Source organism: Actinocorallia lasiicapitis, assembly GCF_054778695.1.
Genome location: NZ_BAAGZI010000023.1, coordinates 1 through 13,912, shown reverse-complemented (window position 1 = coordinate 13,912; position 13,912 = coordinate 1). Strand labels below are relative to the sequence as shown.

General features: G+C 67.4%; 16 protein-coding genes and 1 pseudogene. 10 read left to right on the top strand and 7 right to left on the bottom strand.

Features of this window, described 5'->3' with window-relative positions; all coding sequences use genetic code 11:
- The first annotated feature begins 24 nt into the window (after positions 1–24).
- The 5 genes from ACYVE7_RS05060 to ACYVE7_RS05040 are packed head-to-tail and all read left to right on the top strand — an operon-like array spanning position 25 to position 1,974.
- Positions 25–717 carry a helix-turn-helix domain-containing protein gene (locus ACYVE7_RS05060; RefSeq protein ID WP_460363352.1) on the top strand — a complete coding sequence of 231 codons (693 nt, stop codon included), beginning with the start codon at positions 25–27 and terminating at the stop codon, positions 715–717.
- Positions 704–889 carry a Scr1 family TA system antitoxin-like transcriptional regulator gene (locus tag ACYVE7_RS05055; RefSeq protein ID WP_460363351.1) on the top strand — a complete coding sequence of 62 codons (186 nt, stop codon included), beginning with the start codon at positions 704–706 and terminating at the stop codon, positions 887–889. The genes ACYVE7_RS05060 and ACYVE7_RS05055 overlap by 14 nt, the downstream gene beginning before the upstream one ends.
- 17 nt (positions 890–906) lie before the next feature.
- Positions 907–1,104, top strand: coding sequence for a DUF397 domain-containing protein (locus ACYVE7_RS05050; RefSeq protein ID WP_460363350.1), 198 nt, complete (start codon positions 907–909; stop codon positions 1,102–1,104).
- Between the two features lie 56 nt (positions 1,105–1,160).
- Positions 1,161–1,349: a DUF397 domain-containing protein gene (locus ACYVE7_RS05045; RefSeq protein ID WP_460363349.1), complete on the top strand. Its 189-nt coding sequence runs from the start codon at positions 1,161–1,163 to the stop codon at positions 1,347–1,349.
- 43 nt (positions 1,350–1,392) lie between these two features.
- The gene (locus tag ACYVE7_RS05040; protein WP_460363348.1) at positions 1,393–1,974 is read left to right on the top strand and encodes an HD domain-containing protein; all 582 of its coding nucleotides are present in this window, start codon (positions 1,393–1,395) and stop codon (positions 1,972–1,974) included.
- 50 nt (positions 1,975–2,024) lie between these two features.
- Here the strand turns inward: ACYVE7_RS05040 and ACYVE7_RS05035 are convergent, their stop codons facing one another.
- Genes ACYVE7_RS05035 through ACYVE7_RS05025 form a run of 3 tightly spaced genes read right to left on the bottom strand, consistent with a single transcriptional unit; the run spans position 2,025 to position 5,112 of the window.
- Positions 2,025–3,269, bottom strand: a complete 1,245-nt coding sequence (locus tag ACYVE7_RS05035) for an ABC transporter permease (protein ID WP_460363347.1) — start codon at positions 3,267–3,269, stop codon at positions 2,025–2,027.
- Positions 3,266–3,988 carry an ABC transporter ATP-binding protein gene (locus tag ACYVE7_RS05030; protein WP_460363346.1) on the bottom strand — a complete coding sequence of 241 codons (723 nt, stop codon included), beginning with the start codon at positions 3,986–3,988 and terminating at the stop codon, positions 3,266–3,268. The genes ACYVE7_RS05035 and ACYVE7_RS05030 overlap by 4 nt, the downstream gene beginning before the upstream one ends.
- Positions 3,985–5,112 carry a peptidoglycan-binding protein gene (locus ACYVE7_RS05025; RefSeq protein WP_460363345.1) on the bottom strand — a complete coding sequence of 376 codons (1,128 nt, stop codon included), beginning with the start codon at positions 5,110–5,112 and terminating at the stop codon, positions 3,985–3,987. The genes ACYVE7_RS05030 and ACYVE7_RS05025 overlap by 4 nt, the downstream gene beginning before the upstream one ends.
- Before the next feature lie 458 nt (positions 5,113–5,570).
- Between ACYVE7_RS05025 and ACYVE7_RS05020 the strand changes: the two genes are divergently transcribed.
- A complete protein-coding gene (locus tag ACYVE7_RS05020; protein ID WP_460363344.1) occupies positions 5,571–6,515 on the top strand; it encodes a hypothetical protein in 945 nt (314 codons plus the stop codon).
- Between the two features lie 96 nt (positions 6,516–6,611).
- On the opposite strand, the gene ACYVE7_RS05015 is transcribed toward ACYVE7_RS05020, so the two are convergent.
- The gene (locus ACYVE7_RS05015) at positions 6,612–7,310 is read right to left on the bottom strand and encodes a glycerophosphodiester phosphodiesterase (RefSeq protein WP_460363343.1); all 699 of its coding nucleotides are present in this window, start codon (positions 7,308–7,310) and stop codon (positions 6,612–6,614) included.
- 61 nt (positions 7,311–7,371) lie between these two features.
- Between ACYVE7_RS05015 and ACYVE7_RS05010 the strand changes: the two genes are divergently transcribed.
- The 3 genes and pseudogenes from ACYVE7_RS05010 to ACYVE7_RS05000 form a co-directional block, all read left to right on the top strand.
- A complete protein-coding gene (locus tag ACYVE7_RS05010) occupies positions 7,372–8,517 on the top strand; it encodes a 5-(carboxyamino)imidazole ribonucleotide synthase (protein ID WP_460363342.1) in 1,146 nt (381 codons plus the stop codon).
- A complete protein-coding gene (purE, locus tag ACYVE7_RS05005; protein ID WP_460363341.1) occupies positions 8,518–9,021 on the top strand; it encodes a 5-(carboxyamino)imidazole ribonucleotide mutase in 504 nt (167 codons plus the stop codon).
- 80 nt (positions 9,022–9,101) lie between these two features.
- Positions 9,102–9,509 (top strand): annotated as a pseudogene (locus ACYVE7_RS05000) (GtrA family protein); the annotation flags it as partial.
- A gap of 17 nt (positions 9,510–9,526) precedes the next feature.
- Here ACYVE7_RS05000 and ACYVE7_RS04995 read toward each other — a convergent pair.
- Positions 9,527–10,798 carry a sensor histidine kinase gene (locus tag ACYVE7_RS04995; protein WP_460363340.1) on the bottom strand — a complete coding sequence of 424 codons (1,272 nt, stop codon included), beginning with the start codon at positions 10,796–10,798 and terminating at the stop codon, positions 9,527–9,529.
- Positions 10,799–10,889: 91 nt separating this feature from the next.
- Positions 10,890–11,561, bottom strand: a complete 672-nt coding sequence (locus ACYVE7_RS04990) for a response regulator transcription factor (RefSeq protein ID WP_460363339.1) — start codon at positions 11,559–11,561, stop codon at positions 10,890–10,892.
- A gap of 124 nt (positions 11,562–11,685) precedes the next feature.
- Between ACYVE7_RS04990 and ACYVE7_RS04985 the strand changes: the two genes are divergently transcribed.
- Entirely contained in the window at positions 11,686–12,129 is a 444-nt protein-coding gene (locus ACYVE7_RS04985) for a hypothetical protein (protein WP_460363338.1), read from the top strand.
- Here ACYVE7_RS04985 and treZ read toward each other — a convergent pair whose 3' ends face one another.
- Positions 12,130–13,773 (bottom strand): malto-oligosyltrehalose trehalohydrolase, encoded by a 1,644-nt coding sequence (gene treZ / locus ACYVE7_RS04980; RefSeq protein WP_460363337.1) that lies wholly within the window; start codon positions 13,771–13,773, stop codon positions 12,130–12,132.
- Between the last annotated feature and the right edge of the window lie 139 nt (positions 13,774–13,912).

The following is a 13,912-nucleotide window of genomic DNA, read 5'->3' as shown; positions in this document are numbered from 1 at the left end:
AATCACAAGCTGGGAGGTCAGGTCATGGCTAAGCCTGCGAAACCGCCGACGGTCCGTCTACGTCGCTTTGGTGCGGAGATGCTGAGGCTTCGCAACGAGGCAGGTCTTACCCGCGATGAAGTCGAGGCACAAACCAAGATCAATGGCGCAACGCTCTATCGCGTAGAGACCGCACGCGTCCGACCGCAGGTACGCACGGCCACGACCCTCATGGAGCTCTATCGCGTCCCGCAGGAAGATCAGGAACGCCTTCTGGCACTGCTCCGCGACAGCAGCCAGCGTGGGGGATGGATCAATACGTTCAAGGGCGAGCTACCCGAGCGGTACACGACGTACATCTACTTCGAGGAGGAGGCCGATACGGTCTGGAACTACCAGGCCGCGTTCGTGCCGGGCCTGTTGCAGACGAAGGATTATGCCGAGGCGGTGATTCGCGGAACCCTGCCCGAGGCAACGGACGATGAGATCAGGGCGAGGGTCGAGGCCCGGATCAACCGACAGGAGCTGCTCTACCGGCAACCGCTGCTCAAGCTGTGGTTGATCATCGACGAGGCCGTCTTGGTCCGCACAGTCGGCAGCCCGGCCTTGCTCGCCGAGCAACTGGGGCACCTGATCAAGGTCTCGCGCCTTCCGAACGTCACGCTCCAAGTCGTTCCGTTCGATGCGGGGGGCGCATCCGGGCATGCCGGGGTCGTTTGTGGTCATGCGATTTGCTGAATCCGCCAGTACGGACGTCGTTTACATCGACAGCATGGCCGGTGATCTCTTCCTAGAGGAGGAGCGCGACGTCAGCCGTTATACGGTGATGTTTGAGCATCTGCGCGCTATCGCCCTCAGCCCGGCGGCATCGGCTGCCCTGATCGAGAGGCGCGCTTCCGAAGGTAAGTGAGAGGAGGTGCGGGGCCGATGAGCACTCTCGACCTGTCCCGCGCCCAGTGGCGCAAGAGCACCCACAGCAGCGGTAACGGCGAGTGCGTCGAGCTCGCCGAGGCTGGCCGTCGCGATATCGCAGTCCGTGACTCCAAACATCCCGCCATCGCTCCGCTGCTGATCAGCCGCGCCTCATTGCGCAAGTTGATCTCCGCATCCGCCACCCACCCCTAGATCAACTTTCTGAGCCCGGTGCCCGACCTCTTGAACGAGTATCTGGAGATCATCAGATGACGCCCAGTCCCCAGTGGCGCAAGAGCAGCTACAGCAACGCGACGTCAGGGGACTGTGTTGAGTCTGCGATCCTCCTCGGCTCCGTCGGGCTACGCGATTCGAAACATCCCGAGCACGGCCACCACGTGTACAGCCGCGCCACCTACAGCGCTCTCCTCAACGCGATCAAAGCGGGCCACGTCTAGGCTGCCATCCCACCGATCGATCCACGGGAAGGGTGGTCCGCGCGTGAGCGACGAACTCCGGGAGGTCACCGGGTTTCTCTACGAGATGGGCCTGCTCAAACGCTTCAAACGAACCGGCTGGTCCACCGTCGGCGTCCCGCTCCCCGAATCCATCGCCGACCACACCTTCCGCGTCAGCGTCATCGCCTCCGTCATCGCCACCCTCGAAGGAGCCGACCCCCAACGCGCCTCCTTCCTCGCTCTCTGGCACGACTCCCAAGAAACCCGCACCACCGACCTCCCCCACCTCGCCAAGCGCTACGTGACCGCCGCCCCCAACGGCGACGTCACCGCCGACCAGGTCCGGGCACTCCCCGAAACGATCGGCGGCCTCGTGCGAGCAGCCGTCACCGAATACGAAGCCGCCGAAACCCTCGAAGCCCGCTGCGCCCGCGACGCCGACAAACTCGAATGCCTCCTCCAAGCCCGCGAATACCAGGAGCAAGGCCATGCGAACGTCCAGCCCTGGATCGACAGCTCCCTCAACAGCCTGAACACCGGCACCGCCAAAGCCATCGCCACCGAAGCCCTCACCCAGAACACCCTCGCCTGGCTCGAAGAAGCCCGAAACACCCGCGCCGATTGAGCGCTCCCCAAGCGCTTGCTGTGAAGTACCTTCGGCTGAACCGTTCAGGTCTAGCGTCGGAGGGCTTCGACTGGTTCGATCTTTCCTGCTCGCCAGGCCGGATACAGCCCGGCCAGGATGCCGGTGATCGCCCCGATGACGGGGGCGGGGAGGACGGTCTCCGGGGCCAGGATGGGGGTCCAGTCCTGGAACAGTGCCGTGCCCACGACGACGGCGACGCCGAGGCTGGTGCCGATCAGCCCGCCGAGTAGTCCGAGTACCGCGGATTCCGTGAGGAATTGGCTGGCGATATGCCTTCGGCGGGCGCCGAGCGAGCGTCTCAGCCCGATTTCGGACGTCCGCTCGAGAACGGCCACCAAAGTGGTGTTGGCGATACCCACCGCTCCGATGACCAGACAGATGCCGGCCAAAGCGAGAAAGAGCGAGCCGAGGTCGGTCCCGACCTGGTTCCTGAGCTGCTTGGGATCCGGCGGGGCGGTTACTTTAAAGCGGTCAGGCTGGTCTGGCCGAATGGCGAGGGCCGCCTGGGAGGCGATCAATTGAGCAGCGCCCAGCCTGGTCTCGATCAACACCTTGGGCGATTGGCCCTCTGACGCGTTGAGCTTTCCCCAGAGATCCACCGCTGTGCTGGAAGGGACGATGACTGACAGGAGCGTCTCGGCCTGACGTTCGACGTCGTCGATGATTCCGACGACGGTCAAAGCCACATCCCCCACAAAGATCGCTGGCTGGGCGTCCATTCTCGTGATTCCGAGCCTCGCGGCCGCGGCCCTTCCCAGAACACATACCCTGAGGCCGTGTTTCTGGTGGAAGGCGTCGAAGAGCCGTCCGGAACCGACCTTGGCGTGAATGGCAGCCAGGTAGCCCGGGCTGGCGGCCAGGACCGTCAACGGTTCACCGCCATCGTCACCCAACCGTGGTGGCCTCGCGTAGACGTTGACACCGCCCGCACCGAGCTTCGGCTGCCAGAACACCCCGGCGTTGACGACTCCGTTGAGGGCCGCAAGGCGCTGTTCGGTGTCTTTCGGATACGCGAAATCGGCTGTGGTCGGGTCTTGAGGGGCATCCTCGACCATGACCTCGGTGGCCGCCAGAGCCGTGAAGCGCTTGGAGATCTGGCCACTCGCCGTCGCGGTGAGGCCGAGGACCGCGACGAATGCGGCCACCCCCAAAAGCGTCCCCAGCACGGTCAGACTTGCTCTGGCCGGGCGGGCGAGCATCGCGGAAAGTGCTTCCTCCACCGCATCCCGTACAGCCAAACGAGTGGGCTCAATGCGTGCGGTCTTGCGACTCATGCTGTACTCACCGTGGTTTGGACGGCCTCAACGGACAGCTCACCCGGATCTGCTTCACGGAGCAGCCCGTCCCGGATCACCACGGCCCGCTGGCCTCTCGCCGCCACACCAGGATCATGTGTGACGATCATGACCGTGAAGCCGTCGGCATGGAGTTCGTCAATGAGGCCGAGAACGGTCTGGGCGGTTTTGGAATCCAGGTTTCCCGTCGGTTCATCGCACAGGAGAAGGCTGGGTCGGTTAACCAGGGCCCGGGCGATCGCGACCCTTTGACGCTCTCCGCCGGACATCTGACCGGTGGCCGCATCCAGCCTGTGGCCGAGCCCCACCCGCTCCAGCATTTCCTCCGCCATCTTGCGGCGGGCCTTACGTGCCCCTCCGGTGTAAAGGAGGGACAGCATGACGTTCTCGACGGCGCTCCGCTGTGCGAGCAGGTGAAATGACTGGAACACAAAGCCGATCCTGCGACCACGCAAAGCGGTGCGGTCTCGCTCGTTCAGGGCTGCGGTGTCGATGCCGTCCAACCGGTAAATTCCCTGAGACGGCCTGTCCAGCATTCCGGCGACGTTGAGAAACGTGGACTTGCCCGAACCTGACGGACCGACCACCGTCACATATTCGCCGCGCCGGATGACCAGGTCAGCGGGCTTCAGGGCCGTCACCGGCGGCGGCCCTGGATAGATGCGGCCTACCCCCGCGAACTCGATGACCGGCGTCATCCGGCGCCCACCACGACCTTGTCGCCGTCCTGTAGTTCATCGGTCTTGACTTCGACGAAGCCACCGCCAAGGGCACCGGTGGTAACCGTGACCCGAGCCTGAGTGCCGTCCGCGCCGATTTTGACGACCTGGGTACTGCCGTCCGCGACCGCATAGATCGCCGAAGCCGGCACGACCAGGACCGGCTTATCGGTCGAGGCCGCTTCGATGGTCAGCCGCACGTCCTGGCCCGCGAGTTTCTCCGGTAGGGGACGGACTCCCTCGACCACGATCGGATGACCGGGCTCAGCCGGGCCCGTGCCGTCGCCGCCTTCTCCCGTCACGAAGGGACCGATGGACACCACGCGTCCCCGGGCCTCGATCCCCGTCTCCTCAGAGAGGATCTTCACTGCCCGGCCTGCTTTGACCAGCTTCCTGTCGACCTGTGACAGCCGTCCCTGCACGACCAGTTCACCGGCGGCCAGTTTCAGCACCACACCTTTGACCTCGGCGCCGAGGGCAGCCTTGGCTTCGATGACCCGCGCGGGGAACTTCGGAACGAACACGACCTCCCCCGATCGCAGCACCACGGCCTTCTTTGGCTTCTCCGGCTTCCCTTTGTCCTGAGGGTCATCGACCGTCGGCTTCTCGGCGGTCGGGACCTCCTCGACCACCGGATCGAACCCTCCGACCTCGAACAGCCGCTTCACCGCAGCCTGAGTTCCCACCCCATATATCCCCGGGTTATCCGCGATCGCATATCCCAGAGACCGCAGCGCGCTCTGAACCTGCACCACATCAGGCCCCTTCATGCCCTGCCGCAAATCGCGATAAGCGGGAACCTTTCCCGGCAAGGCAATGATCGGCCGTCCGGAGATCACGGAAACAACTTCCCCAGCCCGCACCCGTCTCCCCACCTTCAACGGCGGAGCCGACACCACCAATTTTCCGGCCTCAGCAGAGGCCGCCGGGGAAACCTCAATCGTCCGCCCTGGCGCCACGGTTCCCCGAAGGGTCACCGTCTCTCGCAGAACCCGCCGCTCCACCGTCGCGGAAATCACCGAGGCCTTTGGCGCCTCGGCCTCGGCCGCCAGCTGCTCGGGTGACTTCACCAACGTCGAAGCCCCAAGCCCGGCAACCGACACCGCTACCGCCCCAGCCGCCGTCAAGAGCAGTACCCGGCGCCTACCCCGCAACGGCTTGGCCGCAGGACGCTCCGGCGCAGCCACCTGCGCCGACCGGTCGAGTTCAGAGATATCAGACACCAGACCTCGAATAATGGGGAGGTAACGCGCGATCCGCGACAACCTACCGGATAAACCCCCCAAGGCACCGCCCCTCAGCCGCAACCACCCGACCCCTTTCGCCAGCCCGCCAACCAACGCAACCCGGCCACCCCCTGGCCGACACCGATGCGCGCCGAGGACAAAACCCGCCCACCGCACTCTCGGCGCTCCCGGCCACACCGAGAGCCACTTGCCAAATTGGGAGGTTGCCCGCAACCTGCATCCCTTGCCAGGAGGCAAAGGTAGATCGGCTCTTGTGCAGACCGGGGCCATATGTAAAGATCAACTCTGTTTTCGCCTGGCTGGAAGGAACGAACATGCAGCTAAGAAATGTTGCGCTCATCGGCCTGGTCCTCCTCCTCCTCGGCCTCTCAGGATGCGCCTCGGATAAGGGTGAGGCCAGCGGTGGCGATCAGCAGGTGAAATCAGATGCACCGGATTACGAACCGGTCAACCCCGGGGCAGCCAAAGGCGGAATCGCACTTCCCCTGGATGCTTATATTCTGACCCCTCAGCAGCAGGCCGACTACGATATTGCCGTTCAACTTGTCGCACGCGACTGCATGAAGGAGTTCGGGCTGACCTGGGCTCCGGTCGCCACGCGGACTGCCATCCCGGACCAAGGCCGCAACAGCAGGCTGTTCGGCGTTCAGGATGCGGATAGTGCGGCACGGTTTGGCTATCGTGGTGGTCCCGCAGGGCAGGATCCCACCCCACCAGGACTTTCCGGGTATCGGAAGCCCACTCCGGTCGAACACAACGTCTACTACGGCGAGGGCCAGCTCTCAGAGTACAACGGCAAGGCCATTCCGCCCAAGGGTTGCGGAGGCGGGGCACATGGCAAGCTCGTCAAGGCCGAGCTCATCGACGTCATCATGTATCCGCCAACGCTGCGCGACGAGGCCCTCGACAGGACGAATGCCGACCCCCGAGTGAAGCAGGCCCTTGAAAAGTGGAAATCATGCATGAAAGGTCGCGGCTACTCCTACAGCAGTCCGGCAAAGGCCGTCGACGACCCGGCATTCAGCCACAAGGTTGATGCAACGCATCCCATTTCGCGCCGGGAGATCCAGACAGCGGCGGCCGACGTGGAATGCAAGCTCAAGGCGAACTACACAGGAACCGCTTTCGCGGCACAGAAGTCCTACGAACTTCAGGTGCTAGAGAAGAATTCCGAACGCCTCGACCAAGTGAAGACATCGATCCAGCAGATGATCCGCAACACCGGCTTGGTTCTGGAAGGAAAACCGCCACAGCTATAGCCGACTTTCGCTGGCACATCCAGAAGTGACGCCTGGAGTCCTGGACTCCGCGAATCTGGTGGGTGCCCGCGACCGCGTCCAGGTTGTGGTCGTTGGTTAGGGGTGGGGGGTGGTCAGCACGGCTAGGTGGGCGAGCGAGCCGGGGACGTCGTCGATGACTAGGTAGTCGGCGGCTGCGTAGGTCGGGATCTCGGCGGGCTTCGGGCACCAGACGATCACGTCGAGGCCGGCCTTGTGGGCCACCTCGACGCAGTGGGTGAAGGGGCGCTGTTTGCCTGAGGCGGGCTCGCAGGAGCCGGTGTGGAGGGCGATCGCGTCCAGGCCCAGGCCGGCGGCGGCCGCGACGGCGTGGCCGATGGGGAACCACAGCCAGGTCAGGAGGCCTAGGGGGACGCCCAGGTCGGAGAAGCGCATCAGGAGTGCCGGGTCGAACGAGGTGATCATTAGGGGGCGGCGTAGGGCCTCGGTGGCGACCAGCTTTCTGAGCAGGGGGGCGGTTCGGTAGTCGAGCGCGTCCTCCAGGACGGTCTTGACGTCGATGTCGATGCCGATCTCCGGCGGGAGCGCCTCGAACACCTCCTCCAGGCGCAGGAGGCCCTGGCCGTCGCCGTCCATGAGGAACGCCCCGTCAGCGGTCACCGGATCGTGGCGGAGCACGAGCGTGTCGGCGGCCGTCCGCTGGACGTCGATCTCGACCCAGCTCAGCCCCTGCTCGACGGCGCCCAGCAGGGATTCCAGGGTGTTCTCCGCCGCGCCGGTGCCGCCGCCGCGGTGCCCGATGAGGGTCGGTGCCATGGGCGTCCTTTCGGTTGGTCCGGGACCACTAAACTTCCGGGATGTGAGAAGTCCAGGTCAGATGCCGGTTGTCGGAATGGTGGGGGGCGGCCAGCTCGCCCGCATGACGCAGGGCGCCGCGATCGCGCTCGGGGTGCGGCTGCGGGTGCTCGCCGAACGTCCCGACGACTCGGCCGCGCTGGTCTGCGCCGACGTCCGGATCGGCTCCCACACCTCCCTCGACGACCTGCTGGCCTTCGCCGACGGCTGTGACGTCGTCACCTGGGACCACGAGCACGTGCCCGCCGAGCACATCCAGGCGCTGGAGGCCGCGGGCGTGCGCTGCCTGCCCGGTTCGGCGGCGCTGCTGCACGCCCAGGACAAGCTGGTGATGCGCCGCAGGCTGAGCGCGCTCGGCGCGCCCTGCCCTGGCTTCGCCCCGGTTCACACGGTCGACGATGTCACGGCGTTCGCCGAAAAGCACGGATGGCCGGTCGTGGTGAAGGCCGTCAGGGGTGGCTACGACGGCAAGGGCGTCTGGGTGGTCAGGGACGCCGGGTCGGCCGCCGAACCCCTCGCGTCGGGGGCCGAGCTGATGGTCGAGGAGTTCGTGCCTTTCCAGCGCGAGCTGGCCGCCCTGGTGGCGCGCTCCCCGCACGGGCAGGGCGCGGCCTGGCCGATCGTCGAGACCGTCCAGCAGGACGGCATCTGCGTCGAGGTGATCGCCCCCGCCGAGGGGCTCGACCCCGAGACCGCCGCGCAGGCCCAGCGCCTCGCCCTGCGGATCGCCGAGGAGCTCGACGTGGTCGGGCTGCTGGCCGTCGAACTGTTCGCGACCGACGGCGGCCTGATCGTCAACGAACTGGCCATGCGCCCCCACAACTCGGGCCACTGGACCACCGACGGCAGCGTCACCTCCCAGTTCGAGCAGCACCTGCGGGCCGTCCTTGACCTGCCGCTCGGCGACACCGCCCCGCACGCCCCCTGGACGGTCATGGGCAACCTGCTCGGCGGCGACGACCCCGATCTGTACGACCGTTACGAGCACTGCATGGCCCACGACCCCGGGCTGAAGATCCACTTCTATGGCAAGGACGTCCGTCCCGGCCGCAAGATCGGCCACGTGAACGTGCTCGGCGACGACCTGCCGAAGCTGCGGGCGCGGGCCGAACACGCCTCGCTCTACCTACGCGACCCGGGTCTCGTCTACCCGGAAGAGAGGAAGTAAATGTCCCCGCTGGTGGGCGTCGTCATGGGCTCGGACTCGGACTGGCCGGTCATGCGGGCCGCGGCCGAAGCCCTGGAGGAGTTCGGGATCCCGTACGAGGCCGATGTGGTCTCCGCGCACCGGATGCCCCTCGACATGATCGAGTACGGCACGGAGGCGGCGTCCCGCGGCCTCAAGGTGATCATCGCGGGGGCGGGTGGCGCGGCCCATCTGCCCGGAATGCTGGCCTCCGTCACCCCGCTGCCGGTGATCGGCGTGCCCGTCCCGCTGAAGTACCTGGACGGCATGGACTCGCTGCTGTCGATCGTCCAGATGCCCGCGGGCGTCCCGGTCGCGACGGTCGCGGTGGGCGCCGCCAGAAACGCGGGCCTGCTCGCGGTCCGGATCCTGGCGACGGCCGACCAGGGGCTCCAGCAGAAGATGCTGGGCTTCCAGCAGGACCTCTACGGCCAGGCCAAGGCCAAGGGCGCCGCCCTCCGCGAACGCCTCGCCGACGAGACCTGACGGACCCCGGGGAATGCCCGGGTGATCCAGAAGCGTTCACGCTTCGGCTCGTCAAGACCGTTACGAGAAAGGCAGTCTCCTTGACCTTCGTCGCTGAGCTGAGTCCGCGGCTGCGGCGCGTCGCCAGGGAACTGGCCAAGTTCGGCAGTGTCGGCGCGATCGCGTTCGTGATCACGATGCTGCTGAACAACCTGTTCCGGTACGGGCTGAGCCTGGGCCCGCTGACGTCCCTGACCCTCGCGACGGTCGCCGCGACGACCTTCGCCTACTTCGCGAACCGGCACTGGACGTTCCGGCATCGCGAGCGCGGCGGCCTGGGCCGGGAGTACGTCCTGTTCTTCGGCCTCAACGGCATCGGGCTGGTGATCACCCAGCTCTTCGTGGGGCTGGTCTACTACGTCCTGCACCTGCACTCGCCGTTCTGGTTCAACACCGCGACCGTCGCGGGCACGGCCGCCGCGACCGTCTTCCGGTTCTGGGCCTACCGCAAATGGGTGTTCACCGCTCAGGCCGGCCCGATCACGACCCGCTCCTCGGCCAGCCTGGCCTCCTCGCGCCGACGCATGAAGACCGCGAACACGGCGGGCTTGGCCTGGATCAGCTCCAGCCGGCCGCCGTCCACCGCGGCCAGCGAGCGCGCCAGATAGAGCCCGAGACCGGTGCCGCCGGCCCCGCTGACACTCCGATCGAAGATCGACTTGGCGAGGTCGGGCGGGACGCCGGGACCCTCGTCGCCCACCTCGACGACCACATGCTGCTTCTGCAGCCTGGTCCGCAGGGTGACGGTGCCCGCGCCGTGCATCAGCGAGTTGTCCAGCAGGGTCGCCACGATCTGGGACAGGCAGCTCGGCGTCACCACGGCCTCCAGATCGGGCTCGCCGAACACCTGGATGTCGCGGCCGTCCTTGGCGAAGATCGGCCGCCACTCCTCGACCTGCTGGGAGACGACGTCGTCGACCACGGTCGGGACGGCGGCGCCCGTCCGGTCGTGCTTGGCGCGGGCCAGCAGCTGCTCCACGACCGCCACGAGACGTTCGGCCTGGGCGAGGGCGGCGTGGCCCTCCTCCCGCACGACGTCCGGGTAGTCGGCGGCCTCGACCATCTCCTCCAGGCGCATCGTGAGGGCCGTCAGAGGGGTGCGGAGCTGGTGGCTGGCGTCCGAGGCGAACTCGCGGCTCGCGGCCAGCAGATCGGCGATCCGGACGGCGCTGCTGTCGAGGACCTCGGCGACCTTGTCGACCTCGGGGATCCCGTAGCGGCGGCGGCGCGGCCTGGCGTTGCCGGTGCCCAGCCGTTCGGCGGTGTCGGCCAGATCGACCAGCGGCAGGGTCAGTTTGCGGGCCAGCACCATCGCCATGACCACCGCCACCGCGATCGCCAGCAGGACCAGGCTGAGGATCAGCATGAGCTGCTGGGCGACGTCCTCGCGGACGTCGGCGCGCAGCCGGTAGGCCGTCACCGTGATGTTGTCGGAGTTGCTGGCCTTGTGGATGGTCGGGCCGTCCAGTTCGGGGCCCGCGGTCAGATCGGTGCCGTCGGGCAGCTCGATCTCGAAGTGGTAGCCCGGATAGGCGCGGGCGATCTCGTCGGCGTCGGGCTTCTCGCCCTTGCTCAGCGGGACCTCGATCTCCTTGATCAGCGAGGCCGCCTTCAACCCGAGCGACTGGTCGGCCTCCTCATAGATGAAACGGCTCATCACGAAGGCCAGCGGAATGCCGAGCAGCAAGATCGCTGTGATCGCGACGCCGAGAGTCGACAGGAGCAGTCGGCGTCTCATGTTCTTTTCCTTATGGCCGTGGTTGCCCGTGTTCGACGGGCAACCCCCCGTTCGTCAGTGCACCCGCAGGTCGAGCGGTCCGTGCGCCAGGTCAGTCGCCCCGCTCGAACCGGAAGCCCACCCCGCGGACCGTGGTGATGTAGCGCGGGCTGGCGGCGTCGTCGCCGAGCTTGCGGCGCAGCCACGAGATGTGCATGTCGAGCGTCTTGGTCGAACCCCACCAGTTGGTGTCCCAGACCTCCCTCATGATCTGCTCTCTGGTGACCACCTTGCCCGCGTCGCGTACCAGGACCCGGAGCAGGTCGAACTCCTTGGTGGTGAGCTGGAGTTCGTTGTCGCCCATCCACGCGCGGCGCGACTCGGCGTCGATCCGCACCCCCTGGACGATCGGGGTCTCGGTGGAGCCGCGGCGCAGCAGCGCACGGACCCGCGCGAGCAGTTCGGCAAGGCGGAACGGCTTGGTGACGTAGTCGTCGGCGCCCGCGTCGAGACCGACGACGGTGTCGACCTCGTCGGCGCGGGCGGTCAGGATCAGGATGGGGACGCCGTGGCCTTCGGAACGGACCCGGCGGGCCACCTCAAGCCCGTCGAGCTCGGGCAGACCGAGGTCGAGCACGATGAGGTCCACACCTCCCCCGAGAGCCCGTTCCAGGGCCTGCGGTCCATCGGGGCTCACTTCGACGTTGTACCCCTCGCGGCGCAGCGCGCGGGCGAGAGGCTCGGAGATGGACGTGTCGTCCTCGGCGAGCAGTACTGAGGTCATGGGACCGATCGTAGGGCCATTCATGAACGTTTCCTGGCTAAGGACACAGGCTTGACCTGCGGTTTAACACTCGTAGTACATGCTTAAACACGGCAGATTATGACTTAGTGGAGGCAACTACCCGATGTCACGGACGTTGGTGCGCCCCGCGCCCGACGTCGCTCGCGCGGTCGGAGCGGTGCTGTTCTTGGGAATTGCGGCCCTGCACTTTCTGGCATTGCCGCAGGGTTTCCTCATCGAGGCCTGGGTGGGCGTGTCCTTGGTGCTCGCTTTCTTGATGGCGCTGTTCGGGACGGTCGGACTGCTCGTGGAGAACACCGCGCGGGTCTGGTGGTACGCCCTCGTGGAGGGCGTCCTGAACATGGGCGGATGGTTCCTGACCAGGGTCAACGACCTGCCCGTCACCCCCACCTACGACACCAGGGGAGGCTGGATGCGCTCCCACGGGCTGCTGCTGTTCTTCTGCGGGACGTGCCTGGCGACCCTGTCGGTGTGGATGCTGCGGCTGCGTCATCTCGACAAGCACGAACCCCTCGCCTCGGCCCGCGACCGGCTGCTGCACCGCTGATCAGGGCGTCAGCAGGACGGCCGAGGAGCCGCCCGGCAGGGTCAGTTCGCCGCCTTCCAGCCGGACCTCATCAGAGCTGCCCAGCCTGAGTTCGCCGTCGGCGGGGAGCACCAGCTCGCCGGGCCCGAAGTTGACGACCGCGCGGAGCGCGCCGCGGTCCATCGAGAGCCAGCGGGCCGCCTCGTCGTAGGCGACCTTCGGCGGGGTCAGGCCGGGCGTGGCGCGCAGCGCGATCAGGGCGCGATACCAGGCCAGGAGCGCCTGGTTGGACTCGTTCCAGTCGAGGACCGAGGCGGCGTGGGTGGCGGGATCCTGCGGGTCGGGGATCTCGCCCGCGTGGCCGTGCTCGCGGCGGCGTCCCTCGGTGACGGCGCGGCCCAGCTCAGGGTCGGTGTGGTCGGTGAAATAGGCGAACGGGGTGGAAGCGCCCCACTCCTCCCCCATGAAGATCAGCGGGGTGGTGGGGGCGAGCAGGACCAGCGGGGAGCCGAGCAGCAGCAGCGCGGGCGGGAGCCGGTCGCCGTGCGGGCGGTTACCGATCTGGTCGTGGTTCTGCAGCGAGACGACGAAGCGTTCGCGCGGGGCGTCCGGATCGACCGGACGGCCGTGGGAGCGGCCCCGGAACACCGAGTGGCAGCCGTCGTGGACATGGAGCTCCGTCAGGGCCTTGGCGAGGGTGCCGAGCGGGCCGTAGTCGACGTAGTAGGTGTGGCGTTCCCCGGTCAGCGCGGCGTGCAGGGCGTGGTGGAGATCGTCGCTCCAGACCCCGTCCAGACCGCGGCCGCCGGCCTCCCGGTCGGTGACCAGCCGGGGGTCGTTCTGGTCGGACTCGGCGATGATCAGGCCGTCGAGGGCGGCGAGCTCCTCCAGCAGCGGGTGGGCGCGGGTGTCGCGGAAGGCGTGGACGGCGTCGAGGCGCAGGCCGTCCAGATGGAAGTCGTGCAGCCAGGCGCGGGCGTTGGCCAGGAACAGGGCGCGGACCTCGTCGGAGCCCGGCTGGTCCAGGTTGACGGCGTCGCCCCAGGGGGTGGGGCCGTGGGCATCGGTGAAGTAGGGGCCGAACCGGGGCAACTGGTTGCCGTCCGGGCCGAGATGGTTGTAGACGACGTCCAGGAGGACGCCGAGACCACGGGCGTGGCAGGCGTCGACGAACCGCTTCAGGCCGTCGGGGCCGCCGTACGGCTCGTGGACGGCCCCCGGATGGACGCCGTCGTAACCCCAGCCGTGCCGGCCGGGGAAGGCCGCCACCGGCATCAGCTCGACGAACGCGACGCCCAAGCCCGTCAGATGGTCGAGACGGGCGACGGCGGCGTCGAAAGTGCCCTCGGCGGTGAACGTGCCGACGTGGAGTTCGTAGATCACGCCGCCGAGCGGCGGGGTGCGGTGGGCCTGGTCGGTCCAGGGGAAGCGGGCGTGGTCGTAGACGCGGCTGAGGCCGTGGACGCCGTCGGGCTGCCACGACGAGCGCGGATCGGGGAAGGGGCCCTCGCCGTCCAGGACATAGCCGTAGCCGGAGCCGTGGGCGGCTTCCGTTTCGGCCGTCCAGTGGCCGCGGTCGACGGGGGCCATGGGCAGGCGGACGCCGTCGAGGTCGAGCTCCACCAGGGCGGCGTAGGGCGCCCAGACGTCGAACCGCAAGATCACTCCTCCGGGACGAGCAGCGCGACCGGCAGGGCCGCGAGCAGATCGGACAGCGGGCCGTGGGGGTGGCCCCACAGGACGTCGCGCCAGCGGCCGTCAGGGATCAGGACGGCGTCGCGCCAGCCGCGGGCGTGCTCCAGGC